The 18,181-nt window shown below is 60.5% G+C and carries 14 protein-coding genes and 1 pseudogene; 3 read left to right on the top strand and 12 right to left on the bottom strand.

Annotated features, from left to right (window positions below):
* Nucleotides 1-73: 73 nt before the first annotated feature.
* From QZR14_RS12630 to QZR14_RS12590, 9 genes are all read right to left on the bottom strand, one after another.
* Nucleotides 74-595 carry a DUF3455 domain-containing protein gene (locus tag QZR14_RS12630; protein WP_250606550.1) on the bottom strand — a complete coding sequence of 174 codons (522 nt, stop codon included), beginning with the start codon at nucleotides 593-595 and terminating at the stop codon, nucleotides 74-76.
* A gap of 116 nt (nucleotides 596-711) precedes the next feature.
* Nucleotides 712-2,397: an ABC transporter ATP-binding protein gene (locus QZR14_RS12625; RefSeq protein ID WP_311996733.1), complete on the bottom strand. Its 1,686-nt coding sequence runs from the start codon at nucleotides 2,395-2,397 to the stop codon at nucleotides 712-714.
* Between the two features lies 1 nt (nucleotide 2,398).
* On the bottom strand, nucleotides 2,399-3,421 hold the full coding sequence (locus QZR14_RS12620) for an ABC transporter permease (RefSeq protein WP_116256011.1): 1,023 nt from the start codon (nucleotides 3,419-3,421) through the stop codon (nucleotides 2,399-2,401).
* A complete protein-coding gene (locus QZR14_RS12615) occupies nucleotides 3,421-4,485 on the bottom strand; it encodes a microcin C ABC transporter permease YejB (protein ID WP_108227252.1) in 1,065 nt (354 codons plus the stop codon). Before QZR14_RS12615 ends, QZR14_RS12620 begins: the two co-directional genes overlap by 1 nt.
* Before the next feature lies 1 nt (nucleotide 4,486).
* A complete protein-coding gene (locus QZR14_RS12610; protein ID WP_311996732.1) occupies nucleotides 4,487-6,352 on the bottom strand; it encodes an extracellular solute-binding protein in 1,866 nt (621 codons plus the stop codon).
* A 150-nt stretch (nucleotides 6,353-6,502) separates the two neighbouring features.
* A complete protein-coding gene (locus QZR14_RS12605) occupies nucleotides 6,503-9,214 on the bottom strand; it encodes a TonB-dependent receptor (RefSeq protein ID WP_311996731.1) in 2,712 nt (903 codons plus the stop codon).
* A gap of 208 nt (nucleotides 9,215-9,422) precedes the next feature.
* Nucleotides 9,423-9,824, bottom strand: coding sequence for an ExbD/TolR family protein (locus QZR14_RS12600; protein ID WP_093433931.1), 402 nt, complete (start codon nucleotides 9,822-9,824; stop codon nucleotides 9,423-9,425).
* Nucleotides 9,824-10,510, bottom strand: a complete 687-nt coding sequence (locus QZR14_RS12595) for a MotA/TolQ/ExbB proton channel family protein (protein ID WP_442967402.1) — start codon at nucleotides 10,508-10,510, stop codon at nucleotides 9,824-9,826. Before QZR14_RS12595 ends, QZR14_RS12600 begins: the two co-directional genes overlap by 1 nt.
* Nucleotides 10,511-10,577: 67 nt before the next feature.
* Entirely contained in the window at nucleotides 10,578-11,399 is an 822-nt protein-coding gene (locus QZR14_RS12590) for an energy transducer TonB (protein ID WP_311996729.1), read from the bottom strand.
* Nucleotides 11,400-12,577: 1,178 nt separating this feature from the next.
* Here QZR14_RS12590 and QZR14_RS12585 point away from each other — a divergent pair.
* Nucleotides 12,578-13,201: a glutathione S-transferase N-terminal domain-containing protein gene (locus tag QZR14_RS12585; RefSeq protein ID WP_311996728.1), complete on the top strand. Its 624-nt coding sequence runs from the start codon at nucleotides 12,578-12,580 to the stop codon at nucleotides 13,199-13,201.
* A 128-nt stretch (nucleotides 13,202-13,329) separates the two neighbouring features.
* Here QZR14_RS12585 and QZR14_RS12580 read toward each other — a convergent pair whose 3' ends face one another.
* Nucleotides 13,330-13,770 carry a CBS domain-containing protein gene (locus tag QZR14_RS12580; RefSeq protein WP_007918278.1) on the bottom strand — a complete coding sequence of 147 codons (441 nt, stop codon included), beginning with the start codon at nucleotides 13,768-13,770 and terminating at the stop codon, nucleotides 13,330-13,332.
* 209 nt (nucleotides 13,771-13,979) lie between these two features.
* On the opposite strand from QZR14_RS12580, the gene QZR14_RS12575 reads away from it, so the two are divergent.
* Nucleotides 13,980-16,340, top strand: a complete 2,361-nt coding sequence (locus tag QZR14_RS12575; protein WP_311996727.1) for a DNA polymerase II — start codon at nucleotides 13,980-13,982, stop codon at nucleotides 16,338-16,340.
* Here the strand turns inward: QZR14_RS12575 and QZR14_RS12570 are convergent.
* The gene (locus QZR14_RS12570) at nucleotides 16,305-16,775 is read right to left on the bottom strand and encodes a DUF1810 domain-containing protein (protein ID WP_311996726.1); all 471 of its coding nucleotides are present in this window, start codon (nucleotides 16,773-16,775) and stop codon (nucleotides 16,305-16,307) included. The two genes, QZR14_RS12575 and QZR14_RS12570, sit on opposite strands and share 36 nt — an antisense overlap.
* A 25-nt stretch (nucleotides 16,776-16,800) precedes the next feature.
* Nucleotides 16,801-17,622 carry an aldo/keto reductase gene (locus QZR14_RS12565; RefSeq protein WP_311996725.1) on the bottom strand — a complete coding sequence of 274 codons (822 nt, stop codon included), beginning with the start codon at nucleotides 17,620-17,622 and terminating at the stop codon, nucleotides 16,801-16,803.
* A gap of 478 nt (nucleotides 17,623-18,100) precedes the next feature.
* Here QZR14_RS12565 and QZR14_RS12560 point away from each other — a divergent pair.
* Nucleotides 18,101-18,181 (top strand): annotated as a pseudogene (locus tag QZR14_RS12560) (Hcp family type VI secretion system effector); the annotation flags it as partial.

Here is an 18,181-nt window from a genome sequence, read left to right as displayed (position 1 = left end):
ACATAAATGTTGACTGACGCGACGCCATCGCGGGCAAGCCAGCTCCCACAGGGGGCAGGGTGAGCCTGAGAGATCAGTTCGCCGCCCAGAAAATGTAATCCGCCTGGTACTTCACCACTTCCTGCTTGCCCTTGTTCGCGGTCGTGCATTCACTGCCCGGCGCCACGCCGCCCTTGAGCGCGACACGCTGGATGTAACTCACACCGCTCATCGCGCCTTTGCCCTCGGCCGGATTGGCCTTGACCAATTGATAGGGCAGGTTGCCAGGGCTCGAAGGCGCCACGGCCAGTTGCGTGCCGGTGACTTTCGAACCGTCCTTGGCCTGCCAGGTGGCCGGTGGGCCGAAATAGGTGCCGACCTGCTTGCCACTGCGATCATTGAGCACTGCCTTCGGGCCGACGAACGTCCACTCGGTCTGCCCGGCCGCGTTGGGCTTGTCGCGGCACTCATAGGTGATCTCGCCGACGCCGGTGGTTTCCATGGCGATCTTGTGGCCGTCCGGGACTTTGATCGCGTCGGGATAGCTGCTTTGGGCGAAGGTCGTCGAGGACAGGGCGAGCAAACCGGTGAGGCCAATCAGCTGGGTGATGTTCATCAGTGTTATCTCCGAAAAGGGTAAACCGCTGACAGCCGAAGAGGGCTGTTACAGGGACTACCCGTGACGGAGGCGTTTGGATGCAGTGCCTGAAAAATATTTTTTCTGGATCACCTCTATACCTGTGGGAGCTGGCTTGCCAGCGATGGCGCCGTGTCAGCCAACATCGATTTCTCTGATGCACCGCAATCGCTGGCAAGCCAGCTCCCACAGGGTTCCTTATTGGGCTTGAGGCCGGAAGCTTTCAGGAGTTCCTGGGTGTAGGGATGTTGCGGCGCGGCAAAGATGCCCTGCGAGGAACCCTGCTCAACCACCTTGCCATCCTTGATCACCATCAAGTCATGCGCCAGCGCATGCACCACCGCCAGATCATGGCTGATGAACAAATAGGTCAGCCCATGCCTGATCTGCAGTTGCCGCAACAACTCCACCACCTGTTTCTGCACCGTACGATCCAGTGCCGACGTCGGTTCATCGAGCAGAATCAGCGCCGGTTCCAGCACCAGTGCGCGGGCGATGGAGATGCGCTGGCGCTGGCCACCGGAAAACTCGTGGGGATAACGATGGCGGCTCTGCGGATCGAGGCCGACTTCCTCCAGCACTCGGATCACCGCCGCCTCGCGCTCGGCCTCGGTGCCGATACCGTGAGTCAGCAAGCCTTCGGCAATGATCTGCTGCACTGACATCCGTGGGCTGAGGCTGCCGAACGGATCCTGGAACACCACTTGAATCTGCCGTCGCAATGGCCGCATCAAGCGCTGATTGAGCAGGCTCAGTTGCTTGTTGCCGAAACGAATATTGCCCTCGGATTCGACCAGGCGCAGGATCGCCTGACCCAGCGTCGATTTGCCCGAACCCGACTCGCCAACGATGCCCAAGGTCTTGCCGCGTTGCAGGGTGAAACTCACGCCGTCCACGGCTTTGATGTAATCCTGCTGGCGACTGAACAACCCTTTTGGCAAAGGAAACCACACCTTCAAATCATCAACCTCAAGCAGGTTGTGATCGTATTCACTGGGCACTGGCGCACCGCTCGGTTCCGCCTCGATCAACAAGCGACTGTAAGGATGCTGCGGCGCCCGAAACAGCGCTTCGCAATCGGCCTGCTCAACGATTTCGCCATGGCGCATCACGCACACCCTTTGCGCGATGCGCCGCACCAGATTGAGGTCATGGCTGATCAGCAACAGCGACATGCCCAGCCGCTGCTGCAATTCGATCAGCAGTTCAAGAATCTTCTGCTGCACCGTCACGTCCAGCGCCGTGGTTGGCTCGTCGGCGATCAACAGTTCCGGCTCGTTGGCCAGCGCCATGGCGATCATCACCCGTTGCCGCTGCCCCCCCGAGAGCTGATGCGGATAAGCCTTCAAACGCAGCAAAGGCTGGCGAATACCGACCAGCTCCAGCAGCTCCAGAGTCCGTTCACGGGCAGCGCGGCCCTTCAAACCTTTGTGAATTTCCAGCACTTCGCTGACCTGTTTTTCCACCGTGTGCAAGGGATTCAGTGAAGTCATTGGCTCCTGAAAAATCATCGCAATGCGGTTGCCGCGCAAGCCGCGCATCTGCTGTTCGCTGGCGTGCAGCAAATCCACGCCGTTGTAGCGGATCGCGCCGCTGCTGCTGACGTTCTTGCCCGGCAATAAACGCAGAATCGAATGCGCGGTCACCGACTTTCCCGAGCCGGATTCACCGACCAGCGCCAGGCATTCGCCACGGCGAATATCCAGGTTCAAACCGTGCACCACTGCCTGCCCGGCGAAGGCCACGCGCAGATCGCGGATCTCGATCAAATGGTCGTTCATGTCAGCTCCTCGGATCAAAGGCATCTCGGCACGCTTCACCGATGAAAACCAACAAAGACAAAATCAGCGCCAAGGCAAAAAACGCCGTCAGCCCCAGCCACGGCGCTTGCAGATTGCGCTTGGCCTGACCGATCAGTTCGCCCAGCGACGCGGTGCCGGCGGGCATGCCGAAGCCGAGAAAATCCAGCGCGGTCAGCGTGGCGATAGCGCCGGTCAAAATGAACGGCAGGTAGGTGAGGGTGGAGGTCATCGCGTTGGGCAGGATGTGCCGGCACATCAGTTCGTTGTCAGTCAGGCCCAGCGCTCGCGCGGCTTTGACGTACTCGAGATTGCGCCCCCGCAGGAACTCGGCGCGCACCACATCGACCAGCGCCAGCCAGGAAAACAGCGCCATGATCCCCAGCAACCACCAGAAACTCGGCGAGACAAAACCGGACAAAATGATCAGCAGGTACAGCACCGGCAACCCCGACCAGATCTCCAGCAGCCGTTGCCCGAGCAAGTCGACCCAACCGCCGTAATAACCCTGCAACGCACCGGCAACGATGCCGATCAGTGCACTGATGCCGGTAAGAATCAGCGCAAACAGAATCGAAATCCGCGTGCCGAAAATCACCCGCGCCAACACATCGCGCGCCTGATCATCGGTGCCCAGCCAATTGCTCGATGACGGCGGACTCGGCGCCGGTTCGCTGAGGTCGTAATTGACCGTGTCGTAGCTGAACGGGATCGGCGGAAACAACATCCAGCCGCCCTGATCCTCAATCAGCTTGTGCACATAACTGCTGGCGTAATCCGGTTGAAACGGCAGCTCGCCGCCGAAATCGGTTTCCAGATAATCGCTGAGGATCGGAAAGTAGAAAGCGTTGTGATAGCGAATCACCAACGGTTTGTCGTTGGCGATCAACTCGCCGCCCAGGCAGATCAGGCACAGTCCGATAAACAGCCACAGCGACCAGCGTCCGCGCCGGTTGGCCTTGAACTGCGCAACACGACGCTGGCCGAGAGGAGAAAGTGTGAACATCAGGCAGTCCTCGCCGAGAAGTCGATGCGCGGGTCGAGCAGGGTGTAGCAGAGATCGCCGATCAGCTTGATCAACAGGCCGAACAGGGTGAACAGAAACAACGCACCGAACACCACCGGGTAATCGCGCGACACCGCCGCTTCGTAGCTCATGCGCCCGAGGCCGTCGAGGTTGAAGATGGTTTCGATCAGCAGGGAGCCGGCGAAAAACACTTCGATCAGCGCCGACGGCACACCGGCCACCACCAACAACATGGCGTTGCGGAACACATGGCCGTAGAGCACGCGGCGCTCGGTCAGGCCTTTGGCCCGCGCGGTGATCACGTACTGGCGGCTGATCTCGTTGAGGAAGCTGTTCTTGGTCAGAATCGTCAGCGTGGCGAAGCCGCCAATCACCAGCGCCGTCACCGGCAACACCAGGTGCCAGAGGTAGTCGCCGACCTTGCCCAACGTGCTGAGGCTGTCGAAGTTATCCGAGACCAGCCCCTGCACCGGAAACCAGTTGACGTAGCTGCCGCCGGCGAACACCACGATCAACAGAATCGCGAAGAGGAACGCCGGCATCGCGTAGCCGATGATGATCGCCGTGCTGCTCCAGACATCAAACGCGCTGCCGTTCTTGATCGCCTTGCGAATGCCCAGCGGGATCGAAATCAGGTAGGTGATCAACGTCGCCCACAAGCCCAGCGACAGCGACACCGGCAGCTTCTGCACAATCAGATCGGTGACCTTGGCGCCGCGAAAGAAACTGCTGCCCAGATCCAGCTGCGCGTAGTTTTTCAGCATCAGCCACAGGCGTTCGTGCAGCGGTTTGTCGAAGCCGTAGTGGTGTTTGATCTCCTCGATCAACGCCGGGTCGAGGCCACGGCTGCTGCGTCCGGCACCGCCAACTGCAGCGACTTCGCCACCGCCGCCCATGCTGTGCCCGCCGAAGCCCTGCAAGCGCGCAATGGCTTGCTCCACCGGCCCGCCCGGCGCGGCCTGCACAATCAGAAAGTTCACCACCAGAATGCACAGCAGCGTGGGGATGATCAGCAGCAAACGTCGACTCAGATAACGCAGCATGTCACTGGCCTCCCGCAAGCTGAGTGTGCATCTGTTGCGTGGTCAGCGCCTTGGCCGACACCTCCCACCAGGTGTTGAGGCCTTCGTCGTATGCCGGTTGCACGGCTGGCATGCCGAAGCGGTTCTGATACACCGTCGGTGTGCCTTTGGAGTAGTAGTTGGGAATCATGTAGTAACCCCATTGCAGCACCCGGTCGAGGGCGCGGGCGTAATGCACCATGGCATCGCGGCTGTTGGCCTGGACCAGCCCGTCGATCAGTTGATCGACCGCCGGGTTGGCCAGCACCATCGAGTTGGAACTGCCGACCTGTGTGGCACTTTGCGAGGCGTACAGGCTGTACAACTCGCGGCCGGGGGAGACGATCGGGTCGCCGCTGCGCGGGAAACTGGTGACGATCATGTCGTAGTCGCGGGCGTTGAGGCGGTTGATGTATTGCGCCGAATCGATCCGGCGCAAATTCAGGGTGATGCCGATCTGCGCGAGGGTGCGTTTGAACGGCAACAGCATGCGGTCGAAGCCGCCCTGACCGTCGAGAAAAGTGAACTCCAGCGGCTCGCCGTCAGCGTTGACCAGACGATTGTGTTGCGGCGTCCAGCCGGCCTCGGCGAGGAGCTTCAGCGCTTGCAGTTGTTTGTCGCGGATATAGCCGCTGCCATCGGTTTTCGGCGCTTCATACACCGTGGTGAAGACCTCGTCGGGAATTTGCCCGCGCAGTGGTTCGAGGATCTTCAACTCTTCGGCGTCGGGCAGGGCGGTGGCAGCCATTTCACTCTTCGGCCAGAAGCTGTTCTGGCGCACGTAAAAGCCGCGCATCATCTGCTTGTTGGTCCACTCGAAATCCCACAGCAGGCTGATCGCCTGACGCACGCGGCGATCCTGGAAAATCGGGTTCTGCAGGTTGAACACGAAGCCCTGAGCGGCGGTGGGTTTTTCCGGCGCCAGAATCGACTGCTGCAAGCGCCCGTCACGCAGTGCCGGGCTGTCGTAGCCGACCACGTAACCGGACGAGGAAAACTCGCGGTTGTAGTCGAACGCGCCGGCCTGCAGCAGTTGGCGGGCGACATCGGTGTCGCCGTAGAAATTCACCGTGAGGGTGTCGAAGTTGTACATGCCGCGACTGACCGGCAGGTCCTTGCCCCACCAGTCCGGATCGCGTTGGAAGCTGATGCTGCGCCCGGCGTCGACCTTGCTCACCCGGTACGGGCCGCTGCCCAGCGGTGGCTCGAAACCGCCGCCATTGGCGAAGTCACGGGTTTGCCACCAGTGCTTGGGGACGATGCGCATCGTCGCCAGATCCAGCGCCAGGGTGCGGTTGAGGTTGTTCTTGAAGGTGAAGCGCACCTGTCGGGGGCCTTCGATCAGCACGTCCTGGACATCGGCGTACTGCTGGCGATAGCTCAGGCTGCCTTTGGTCATCAGCAGGTTGAAGGTGTAGCGCACGTCTTCGGCGGTGATCGGCGTGCCGTCGGCGAAACGTGCTTTTGGATTGAGGGTGAAACGCACCCACAGTCCATCGGGGTCGCGCTCTATCTGCTGCGCGACCAGTGCGTAAACGGTGTAGGGCTCATCAAGCGAACGGAACGCCAATGGCGAATACACCCAGTCGTTGACCTGCACCACGGAAATGCCCTGATCGGCGTATGGGCTGATGTAGTTGAACCCACCGATTTCCATCGACGCACGGCTGAGCGAGCCGCCCTTCGGCGCCTTGGGATCGACGAAATCAAAATGCTCGAAGTTCGCCGGATACTTCGGCGCCTCGCCGTACACCGTCAGCGCATAACTGCCAGCGGCCAGCGCCGAGGTGCCGGTGCACAGCAGCGCACTGCCCAAAAGCAGGCCTGCCATGTTGCGCATGAGTCTCATGAAGTCACTCCCCAAAATCCCTGAATGGTCACGGAACCCTTGTGGGAGCTGGCTTGCCAGCGATGGCGTCGTGTCAGTCGACATCTACTTCACTGACACACCGCCATCGCTGGCAAGCCAGCTCCCACAGGGTTTTGCGGTGCTCGTTCTTTAGAAGTGGTAAGTCATGCGCGCAAACAAAGTACGGCCCAGCGGGTCGGTGTAGCGCGGGTCATAGCCGCTCTGGAAGTTGTAGGCCTGGTTGGAGAACGGCGGGTTGCGGTCGAACACGTTCTTCATCCCGGCATCGACATCCAGCACCTTGTTGAAGGTGTAGCCGGCCGACAGGTCCCACACCGAATACGACGCCACGCGCGCGTGGGTGTCGCGGTCGTAGTCGTTGTAACCCGTGGTGAAGCGGTTGGTCAGTGCCGCCCGCGCCGCGCCGAAGGTCCAGCTGCCGGTGAGATTATGCTTCCAGCGGGCGATCACGCCGTCACCCTGGAAGTCGCCGACCTTGTCGGTGAACGGGCCTTTGATGGTGCTCTGGAAGTCGTACTCGTCAACATAGGTGCCTTGCAGGCCCAGACCGAACTGACCGTACGGCGTGTTCGGGAAGCGATAATCCAGCGACACATCGACACCGTTGGTTTCGACGATGCCAAGGTTGGCGTTGCCGGTGACGATGTAGTTGAGCGTGCCGTCGGCGTTGCGCACGAAGCGGTCCGGGTAGGAACCGGCCTGATCAAACACAGTGGATTCCGGGAACGGCTGGATCTGATTGGAAATGTGAATCCACCAGAAATCCAGACCCACCGACAGGTTGTTGATCGGCTGATAGACGAAGCCGAGGGTGACGTTACGCGCCTTCTCCGGGGCCAGATCCTCGTTGCCGCCAATCTGATTGAGGAACTGCTGACCGCAATCGCGGCCGCCGTTGCCGCCTGGTTGCACGACGCCGCCGGTACACAGCACCGGGTCGTTGTAGTAACCCTGAGTGAAAGTGATGCTGCGCGGCGAATACAGCTCGTACAGCGACGGCGCACGGAAACCTTCGCTATAGGCGCCACGCACCACCAGCTCTTTCAACGGCTGATAACGGAACGAGTATTTCGGGTTGGTGGTGCTGCCGAAGTCGCTGTATTTGTCGTGACGCACGGCGGCGGAGAGTTCGAGGCTGTCGAGCACCGGCACGTTGATTTCGGCGTAGGCGGCTTTGACGCTGCGGTCGCCTTCGACGCTGCCAGCCGGGTCGATGCCGAGGCTCTGGATATCGCCGGCGAACGACTCGAAATCCTGGTGGAATTTCTCTTTGCGATACTCGCCACCCAAGGCCAGACCGGAAGGTCCGGCGCCGAACCAGTCGCCGATTTCACGGCTGATGCGCCCGTCGAAACCGGCCACACGGCCCACAGCAGTGGAATAGGCGCCGTGGTACGCCGCGTTGTCGATGTACTGCTGACCGGCCGCCGACTGCGGGCCGAACGGATTGAGCAAACCACTGGCCAAACCGTTGATCATCGCCTGGTCGCTGACATAACCGCTGGTGACGCTGGAGACGATTTTGTTCTGGTTGTACGAGGCGCCGACGTTGTAATCCCAGCCGCCGACCAGACCATCGAAACTGAGCAGGAAGCGCTGGCTGGTGTTCTGGTCTTTCGATTCGCGTGGGCCGGCAGCGGTTTCACGCCAGTTGACGTCGACCGGTTGCGTCGGGTCGAGGGCGAAATCGGTGGGTGCCGGGGTGATGCCGTTGCCGGGGTAGTAGGGCGATGAGCTGTCGAGGCTCAGACCGGTCAGTGGCGCCGGGCCAACCGCCGTGGCGTTGTTGTTGCGCGACCAGAAATATTCGAGGTTGACGTTGTGATCGTCGCCGAGCTTGCCGGTGGTCTTGCCGAAGAACGAGGTCTTCTCGGTCTGCGGCACCAGATCGATGTATTCGCGGGTGCTGAAGCGGCACAAGCCGTCGCGGGCGATCAGGTTGGGGCCGTTGCAATTGCTGTTGGCCAGTGGGTTGGTGGCGTTGCCGTTCTGGCTGTAGTTGCCGGGAAACGCGGTGCCGGAGGTCTGATCGAGACCACGGCCGGGGGCGTAGTCGGTGGCGAAGGAGCGGTCGTTGGCGTCGAGGTTCTGCTGCTTGTTGTAGTTGAATACGCCGAGGACGTTGAAGCGGTCCTCTTCCAGATCACCGTAGCCCCAACTGGCGCTCATGTCTTTGGTCTGGCCGCCGCCGCTGTGGGTCGGGGTTTCGCCGCCGAGGGTCAACTGGCCGTCGGTCAAAGATTTCTTGGTGATGAAGTTGATCACGCCGCCGATGGCGTCGGTGCCGTACAGGGCCGAGGCGCCGTCGCGCAGCACTTCTACACGTTCGATGGCGGCAAACGGGATCATGTTCAGATCCACCGCGCCGCCGGCCGAGTTGGTCCCGGACAAGGCGTTGTTGGCCAGGCGTCGGCCGTTGAGCAGCACCAGCGTTTTGTTCGCGCCGATGCCGCGCATGTCGGCGAACGAGGCGCCGCCAGTCGCCGCGCCCACGGAGCCTGCGCTGTTGTTGATCGACTGGCTGCCGGTGATGCGCTGCACCAGTTCGGCGGTGGTGGTCACGCCCTGTTTGCGCAGCTCATCGGCCTTGAGAATGGTGATCGGCACCGCCGTTTCCGCATCGACCCGGCGAATCGCCGAACCGGTCACTTCCACCCGTTGCAGTTGCGTCGTCGGCGCAACCACCGCCGCAGCCGCCGGGATGCTGGTGTTGTCGTCCTCGGCCGCCTGCACAGTCCCGGCGCCCATCCCCATGGCCACCAGATACAGCGGAACAAAACGGTGACGAGAAATCGTTGCCACCAATGGTTTGAGCGTGAAGCGTGGAGTGTTCATCAGCATGGTTGTTTCCGACTTTATCAGACGTTATCGAATTGGCCTTGTGAGCCCCTCATTGCTCCGCTTTCGGTGATACCGCGTGCGGAAAACCACTTTCTTCAAGCAAGCCGATCCCCTCCGAAGACGCGTGGCGTTTTTTCGGTCGGCTGGTTGCGACGGGAGTCAGCGAGCGGTGCCGGGTGCGTCTCTCAAGGCGCGCCCGGCACCGCACTCAGTGGGTGGTCATCACCGATATTTTGGTAATGCCCGAGCGTTCGATGGACGCCATGGCCTTGGCCACCTGGCCGTAATTGACGGCGGAGTCGGCCTGCAGCTGCACGCGCACTTCGCTGTCCTTGGCCTTGACCTCCTTGAGGCTGGCCTCCAGCGATTCCGGCGCCAGTTCGGTCTTGGCCAGATAGAACTTGCCGTCCTGATCGACGCTGACCACCACCGGATCCTTCTTTTCGGCGGGGGCGACGGCGTCGGTTTTCGGCAGGTTCACTTTGATCGCGTTGGTCATCAGCGGCGCGGTGACGATGAACACCACCAGCAGCACGAGCATCACGTCGACCAGCGGCGTGACGTTCATTTCACTGAGCACTTCATCGCTGTCTTGAGTGGAAAAGGACATCAGATGGCCTCCCGCACGGCGGCTGTGGTTTTGCTGGCGATGGCCTGACGGCTGATGGAAAACGCACTGCGCGAGGCGAGGGCGTCGAAGTCGTGGGCGAAGTCATCCATGTCTGCCGAGGCGAGCTTCAAGCGGCGCAGGAAGAAGTTGTAAATCAGCACTGCTGGCACCGCGACGGCGATACCCACGCCAGTGGCGATCAGCGCGTGACCGATCGGCCCAGCCACCGCTTCCAGGCTGGCCGAGCCGGTTTCGCCGATGCTTTTCAGCGCTTCCATGATTCCCCACACGGTGCCGAACAAACCAATGAACGGCGCGGTGCTGCCGATACTGGCGAGGATCGCCTGGCCGTTTTCCAGCGAGCGGCGTTCCTTCTGGATCTGCTGGCGCAGGTTGCGCTCCAGGCGATCCGAGCGATTGATGGTGTGCGCCAATTGCTGGGTGGTGCGCGGCGAATCTTCCACCAGTAGCGCTTCGAAACCGCTGCTGGCGATACGCGCCAGCGAGCCCGGATACTGACTGGCGTGTTCGGCGGCGGTGAGCAGATCCGGTGCGCCCCAGAAGGCCTTGGTGAATTGTTTGTTCTGCGCTTTCTGCCGCAGGTACTGCGCCGACTTGACCAGCAGGATCGCCCAGCTGACCACGGAAAACAGCACCAGGCCCCAGAGCACGCCGGGGACAATCATCGAAGACAAATCGTTCATGGTGACACCTCGCTTGCATTATTCGGTTGTGCGTTGATTGAGCGTTCGGTTATTGCGGCAATTTGAAATCGATGGTCTGGGTGGCGAAGCCGTCGATCGGCGTGTCACCGCGTTTGGCCGGAATAAATTTCCAGTTCTTCACGGCGGCGACGGCCGCGTCATCCAGTTGCGGCTTGCCGCTGGATTTGGTCACCGTCACCGTGCCGGCGCGACCATTGGCGAGCACCTGAATGCGCAGCACCACGCTGCCCTCCCAGTTGCGCCGCAGCGCCAGCGACGGGTACTCCGGCGGTGGGTTGCCGAGGCTGGCGAGACCGGAAATCGCTGCCGATTCCTTGACCGGAGCGGGTGCGGCGGCGGGGGCCGGTGGCGCGCTCGGTGTGGTCGGCGCCGCAGGAGCGGCCGGTTGTGCCGGGGCGGGTGGCGCTTTCGGCGGCTCGACCTTTTTCACCGGTTTCGGCTTCTCGACCGGTTTCGGTTTTTCGATCGGCTTGGGTTTCTCCACCGGTTTGGGCGGTGGCTTGACCGCGTCCTCGTCTTCCACCGGTTGTTCCGGTTCCGGCGGTGGCGGAGGAGGCGGTGGTGGCGGTTCCGGGGTGGGCGGTGCCGGTGGCGTCGGGCTGGTCAGCTCGACGGTCATTTCCGGAATCTGCGGCGGCGTCGGTAGTGGTTCCGTCCGCGATTGCTGGAGAAACCACCAGGCGCCGCCGTGTATCAGCGCCGACACCGCCACCAGCAACACCATCTGCTGTTTATTCAGACCGCCGGGTTGCGAGGTATTGGCTTTGAATACCGGCCTGCCCGGTGGCGGCGGGACTGGCGCTTCCCGCAACGGCCCCGGCAGGGTTCTGTGCTTTACCGCATCGTTCATTAAAGCTCCCTCGGGTTGATGAAGGGCAATAAGGTGCCGTCCGAACATCCAGGGGATATTCGAGTGGGTGGGTGCAACTTTCTTCAAGGTGTGCAGAAGCCGATAGTTCAACTATCCGGTAAACAAGGCTTGTGCAAACTTACTGGCTTAGCGCCATCGACTATGAGTATTCATTAGCCATTCCCTGATGTTGTTCTATGGAGGAGCTGCTGAAGGCTGCGATCTTTTGATTCTGTCTTTAAAGATCAAGATCAAAAGATCGCAGCCTTTGGCAGCTCCTGCAATTGATTGCTCGAACTCTGTTTAGCAACCGCTGTGCCAAATGTTGCTGGAATGTAGGTGGCTTATTTCATTGATGTTACCCATGTCGCATTTATATAAGTTTTGCCATCGCCGTGGTTTTTCTCTGGCGCAAGCGTTCCCGTAACTCCGCTTGGCGGAGCTTTTTCAGAGGCGAGTCAGGCTCTACGCGGTATCACGCTGATCAGCGGGATAGAGCGGCGGCTTGGCTGGCGGCCGGGGCACTTGCTGGTGCGCGGCGGACAGATTTGGTGCGGGTCAATGTTTTAGCGGGTCACGGCGTATGTTCCTTGTTCTTGTTTAAATGAAATCAATGTTTGCAGTACTGAATAGTTTCAGTCGCTGGAGCCGTTTTGGTGCACTTGTAAAGTCGCTGGAAGTTATTGTTCGACAATCCCGCCTGCATTCATTTAATGCAGCGGTCGTGCAGTAACTTTTCCAGTTGTATTTAAAAAATAAATAGCACGCCAATGCCGGCGAATAAGTCATTGCCGGTCACAGGGCGCGGTCATGGAGTCAGGTAATAAAGTAAAGGCGTTGGCCGCCGGGACTGTTCGAATGAACTCGGCGTTTTGTACAAACAAGCAAGCAGAGGCTGATGCGGCAGAGCGTTTGAAGATTCACGCGGTGAACTCCTTGTTGCCAGCTCGGATACGCGAACTTTTGGTTCGGTATCGCACCTTACAAGAACGCGGATAGCGTTCGATGATTGCTCTTGGTGCGGGATGGGCACCGCCAGCGCTGTTTTGCGAAGTTTGAATTCGCAAGTCGCGAGTGCATGGGAAAACCGTGCCAAAACCGATACACAGGCAGATTTTTTCTACAGCCACGCTACAGCCATCTACCCTGTGGCAATGGTCTTTTCGGGGGGATTGGATATGTACCAGCTCTACGGGCACAGAAACTCAGGCGCAGCCGCCATCGAAGCGGCACTGGAACTGTGCCAGATCGCTTACCGCTTCATTGATATCGAAGCCAGCGCCGAAGCGGCCGAGGCGCTGGCCCAGCTCAATCCACTGAAGCAGATACCGACCCTGCAACTGCCCGACGGCAGCGCCATCACCGAAAGCGCGGCGATCCTGATTCATCTGGGCCTGGCGTTTCCCAAGTCCGGCCTGCTGCCTGCCAGGGCGGAGGATCGCGACCAGGCCATTCGCGGTCTGGTCTACATCGTCAGCAACTGCTACGCGACAATCGGTGTCATCGATTATCCGGAGCGCTGGCTGCAGATGCCCGACGAAGCCTCGCGGCAGAATCTGATCGCTGGTGCGCGTGCGCGTTTGCACTGGAGTTGGGAGGTGTTTGCCGATCAGTTTTCCGCCGAGCTGTATCTGGATGACGAAACGCCGGGAGCGCTGGATGTGCTCGCGGCAGTGGTGACACGTTGGGCGGGCAGCCGCGAGCATTTGCGCCAGACACGACCGGGGTTTTATGCGTGGTTGCAGCGGATTGACCGGCATCCGGTGCTGGCGCCGGTATTCGCCCGGCATTGGCCGTCGTGATCGACGATGATCGTTCCCACGCTCTGCGTGGTAACGCAGCCCGGGACGCTCCGCGTCCCAATGCGTGACGCAGAGCGTCACAGGAGGCATTCCCACGCGGAGCGTGGGAACGATCAGGAGGAGGGGGATTATTCCCCGCGAATGTACTGCTCCAGTTGCTTGATCAGCTCCGCCTGTTCGGCAATCGCTTCCTTGACCAGGTCACCGATCGACAGCAAGCCGATCAACTTGCCGTTCTCCACCACCGGCAAGTGCCGCAGGCGTTTGTCCGACATGATGCCCAGGCAGGTGTCGACGGTTTGATGGGTGTCGACGGTGATCACGTTCGCCACCATGATGTCGCGCACCGGCGTGCCCACGGATGAGCGGCCATGCAGCACCAGTTTGCGCGCGTAGTCCCGTTCGCTGATGATGCCGACCACTTTTTCGTCTTCGACCACCAGCAAGGCGCCGACGTTTTTTTCGGCCATCTTCATCAGTGCTTCGAGCACCATGTGATCAGGTTTGATCTGGTGCACTTCCTGATTTTTCTGATCTTTGAGCTTGAGCAGTTGGGCGACGGTCTTCATGGCGGTTACTCAGGTGTTGTCGTTGTTCTCCAAGCATCGTAGACGCAAGCGCGCAGGGCAAGGTGGCAAAGCGGCAGATAACACGCAAAAAACGTCATTTGCGGAAAAAACACCCAGTCCGCCTGCGAAAGATGAACCTGTGGCGAGGGGGTTATCTCAGGAAGGGCAGCGTAGAATGCCCCTCTGATTCAATTTCTGAGGTTGCAGTGGTGGATTTACCGCAGGGCTTCGTCCTGACCCGACATTGGCGCGATACCGCTGCTGGCACCGAAGTCGAGTTCTGGCTGGCGACCGACGCCGGGCCGCGCCGTGTGCGTCTGCCGCATCAGCCGTCGGTGGCATTTATCCCCGCTGAGCAGCGCGATGCGGCCGAACGCCTGCTGCATGACGAAAAGAACGTAGAACTGCGCCCGCTGGCGCTGCAGGATTTCGAGCATCGCCCGGTGCTCGGTCTGTATTGCCAGCAACACGGCCAGTTGATGCGTCTGGAAACCGCGCTCAACCGCAACGGGGTCGACGTCTTCGAAGCCGACGTGCGCCCGCCGGAACGCTATCTGATGGAGCGTTTCATCACCGCGCCGGTGCGGTTCAGCGGCACGTCCGATACTGACGGAGTGTTGCTTAACGCCCACCTCAAACCTGACCCGGATTACCGACCCAAACTGCGGCTGGTCTCGCTGGACATCGAAACCACCGAAACCGGCGAGTTGTACTCCATCGCCCTCGAAGGCTGCGGCCAGCGTCAGGTGTACATGCTCGGTGCGCCCAACGGTGACGACAGCATCGTCGACTTCGACCTCGAATATTGCGACTCACGCACCATCATTCTGAAGAAACTCAACGACTGGTTCGCCCGCCACGACCCTGACGCGATCATCGGCTGGAACGTCGTGCAGTTCGATTTGCGCATCCTCCACGAACACGCGCGGCGTCTCGGTGTGCCGCTGAAGCTCGGCCGTGGCGGCGAAGAGATGCAATGGCGCGAACACGGCAGCCGCAATCACTACTTCGCCTCGGCGGCGGGGCGGCTGATCATCGATGGCATCGAATCGCTGCGTTCGGCGACCTGGAGCTTTCCGTCGTTCAGTCTGGAAAACGTCGCCCAGACGTTGCTCGGCGAAGGCAAGTCCATCGACAACCCGTACCAGCGCATGGACGAAATCAACCGTATGTTCGCCGAGGACAAACCGGCGCTGGCCAAGTACAACCTCAAGGACTGCGAGCTGGTCACGCGGATCTTCGCCAAGACCGAGTTGCTGACCTTTTTACTCGAACGCGCCAGTGTCACCGGACTGCCGGCGGACAGAAGCGGCGGCTCGGTGGCGGCGTTCACGCATTTGTACATGCCATTGATGCACCGCCAGGGTTTCGTTGCGCCGAACCTCGGTACCAACCCGCCACAAGCCAGCCCCGGCGGGTTTGTCATGGACTCGCAACCGGGGCTTTACGAGTCGGTGCTGGTGCTCGATTACAAGAGTCTGTATCCGTCGATCATCCGCACGTTTCTGATCGATCCCGTGGGGCTGATCGAAGGTTTGCAGCACCCGGACGATGCCGATTCGGTGCCGGGTTTCCGAGGAGCGCGGTTCTCGCGCACCCGGCATTGCCTGCCGGCGATCGTCGCGCGGGTGGCCGAGGGGCGGGAGACTGCCAAACGCGAGCACAACGCTCCATTGTCGCAGGCACTGAAAATCATCATGAACGCCTTCTACGGTGTGCTCGGCTCCAGTGGCTGCCGCTTCTTCGATACGCGGCTGGCCTCATCGATCACCCTGCGCGGTCACGAGATCATGTTGCGCACGCGCAAGCTGATCGAAGAGCAGGGCCACGCGGTGATCTACGGCGACACCGACTCGACCTTCGTCTGGCTGCGTCGCCCACACGGGCAGGAAGAGGCGGCGAACATCGGTCATGCGCTGGTCAAGCACGTCAACGATTGGTGGCGCGCGCATGTGCGGGACGAATATGGCCTGGAAAGCGCCCTCGAGCTGCAATTTGAGATTCACTACAAACGCTTTCTGATGCCGACCATTCGTGGCGCGGAGGAGGGCAGCAAGAAGCGCTACGCCGGCCTCGTCACCCGTGCCGATGGCAACGATGAAATGGTCTACAAAGGCCTGGAAACCGTGCGCACCGACTGGTCGCTATTGGCCCGGCAATTTCAGCAGGAACTCTACGAGCGGATTTTCCAGCGCAAGCCCTATCAGGATTACGTGCGCGACTACGTGCGCAAAACCCTCGCCGGCGAATTCGACGATCGCCTGGTCTACCGCAAGCGCCTGCGCCGCACCCTCGACGATTACGAGCGCAACGTACCGCCCCACGTGCGCGCGGCGCGGCTTGCAGACGATTACAACGCGCAACACGGGCGCCCCCGCCAATACCAGAACGGTGGCTGGATCAGCTACGTCATCACCCTGGCCGGTCCCGAACCGCTGGAAGTGCGCCGCGCCGCCATCGACTACGACCACTACATCACCCGGCAACTGCAACCGGTGGCGGATGCGATTCTGCCGTTTGTCGACGACGATTTCTCAACTCTGATCGGTGGGCAACTGGGACTGTTTTGAGTCGAGCAACTGCAACGTCCATTCATCGAGGATGCCGTGGAAGTAGCGCTCCAGCGCCTGATTGAACACGCTGTCTGCAGCGGCAAACTGCGCGAACAGGGTCATCGAGGAATGAAATTTCAGGTCATCGGGATGGCCGAAAATCTCCGCAATCGAACGCTGGCGCACCTTCAACACTAACTGCGTGCACGTACGCAGGCGCGCGCCGAGCAGTTCGTGAGCCAGATACGCCCGGGCTTCCTCGGCCGAACCGATGGCGTAGCGCCGGGACATTTCACTGCCGCCCAGACCGGCGAGCTGCGGAAACACAAACCACATCCAGTGGCTGCGTTTGCGGCCCTCATCGAGTTCGCGCTGTACGCGCTCGAACACCGGATCCTGGGCCTGGATAAAACGTTGCAGGTTGAACGGGTCGTACCGATCAGTGCTTCTCATCGCGAAGCCCTCGCCAGTTGGTGGCTCAGACCATGGCCAGCCGTTGCTTGCGTTGTGGCGCTTTAAACACCTGGTCCAGCGCCGCCAGATCCCCGGCTTCCAGTTGCAGTTGCGCGGCGAGTGCATTGAGTTGCACGTGTTCCGGTCGCACAGCCTTGGGAATCGCAATCACACCATCCTGACGCAGAATCCACGCCAGCGAAACCTGTGCCGGGGTCACGCCATGACGAGCGGCAATGTCTTTCAACACCGGCTCGGCAAGCATCGCGCCGCCCTGGCCGATCGGACAGTAGGCCATCAGCGGCATGCGCTGATGTTGGCACCACGGCAGCAGATCAAATTCGATGCCGCGCTCTTCAAGGTTGTAGAGCACCTGATTGGTGGCACAGGCCGAACTCGACAGTTCTTCAAGATCGTCGACATCGAAATTCGACACGCCCCAACGGCCGATCTTGCCGTCCTCGCGCAGGCGTTCGAAGGCTTCGACGGTTTCCTCCAGCGGATACTGGCCGCGCCAGTGCAACAGATAGAGGTCGATGTAATCGGTGCCGAGCCGCCGCAGACTGCGCTCGCAGGCCTGCGGGATGCCCTTGCGGCTGGCGTTGTGCGGGTAGACCTTGCTCACCAGAAACACCTGGTCGCGCAGGCCGGCGATGGCCTCGCCGACCACAGTTTCGGCACCGCCCTCGGCGTACATTTCGGCGCTGTCGATCAGGGTCATGCCCAGCTCTATACCCGTGCGCAGCGCCGCCACTTCACGCTTGTGCGCCGAGCGGTCTTCGCCCATGCGCCAAGTGCCCTGACCGATGACTGGAACCTGGACGCCGGCCAATTCGAGGGTACGCATGCAAACCTCCTTGCTGAATGTGTCGATACCTTTTAGTGGGCAGCAGGATAGCGCAGGGGTTCAATAAGCAAAGAGATCGCGGCCTTCGGCAGCGCTTTCCTTATGGGTACCGGTTTCCCATGCAGGAGCTGCCGAAGGCTGCGATCTTTTGATCTGGCGCTCTTCTTTATCCATCCACGTACAAGTGCGCAAGAAGTTGCGCAGTGCCTCGCCTGTTTTGACCCGGATAAGTCTCTACAGGCCGCGTAGCTCGTGGCCTCCAGCCAGGTGCGCAACTTCTTGCACACCACTGCGCAAGAAGTTGCGCACTTTCCCTTGTTTTTCATTGGCTTGATCACAGGAAAAGATCAGTCGATGAGCTCGGGGCCTTGATCTGTATGGGTTGCATAAAAGCTGGCATGAAGTTTGATAGCGCATAGCCATCCTTTTCAGGCAATGGTGCCTGAGAGGTATGTCTTTCAAGCAAGGAGAGCATCCCATGGCAACACCAGCGTACATGTCGGTTACCGGCGAAAAACAAGGCCTGATCACTGCCGGCGCATTCACCGCCGATTCCGTT

This window comes from Pseudomonas sp. rhizo66, from assembly GCF_031931925.1.
GTDB lineage: Bacteria > Pseudomonadota > Gammaproteobacteria > Pseudomonadales > Pseudomonadaceae > Aquipseudomonas.
This window is presented reverse-complemented; position numbering and strand designations above follow the sequence as displayed.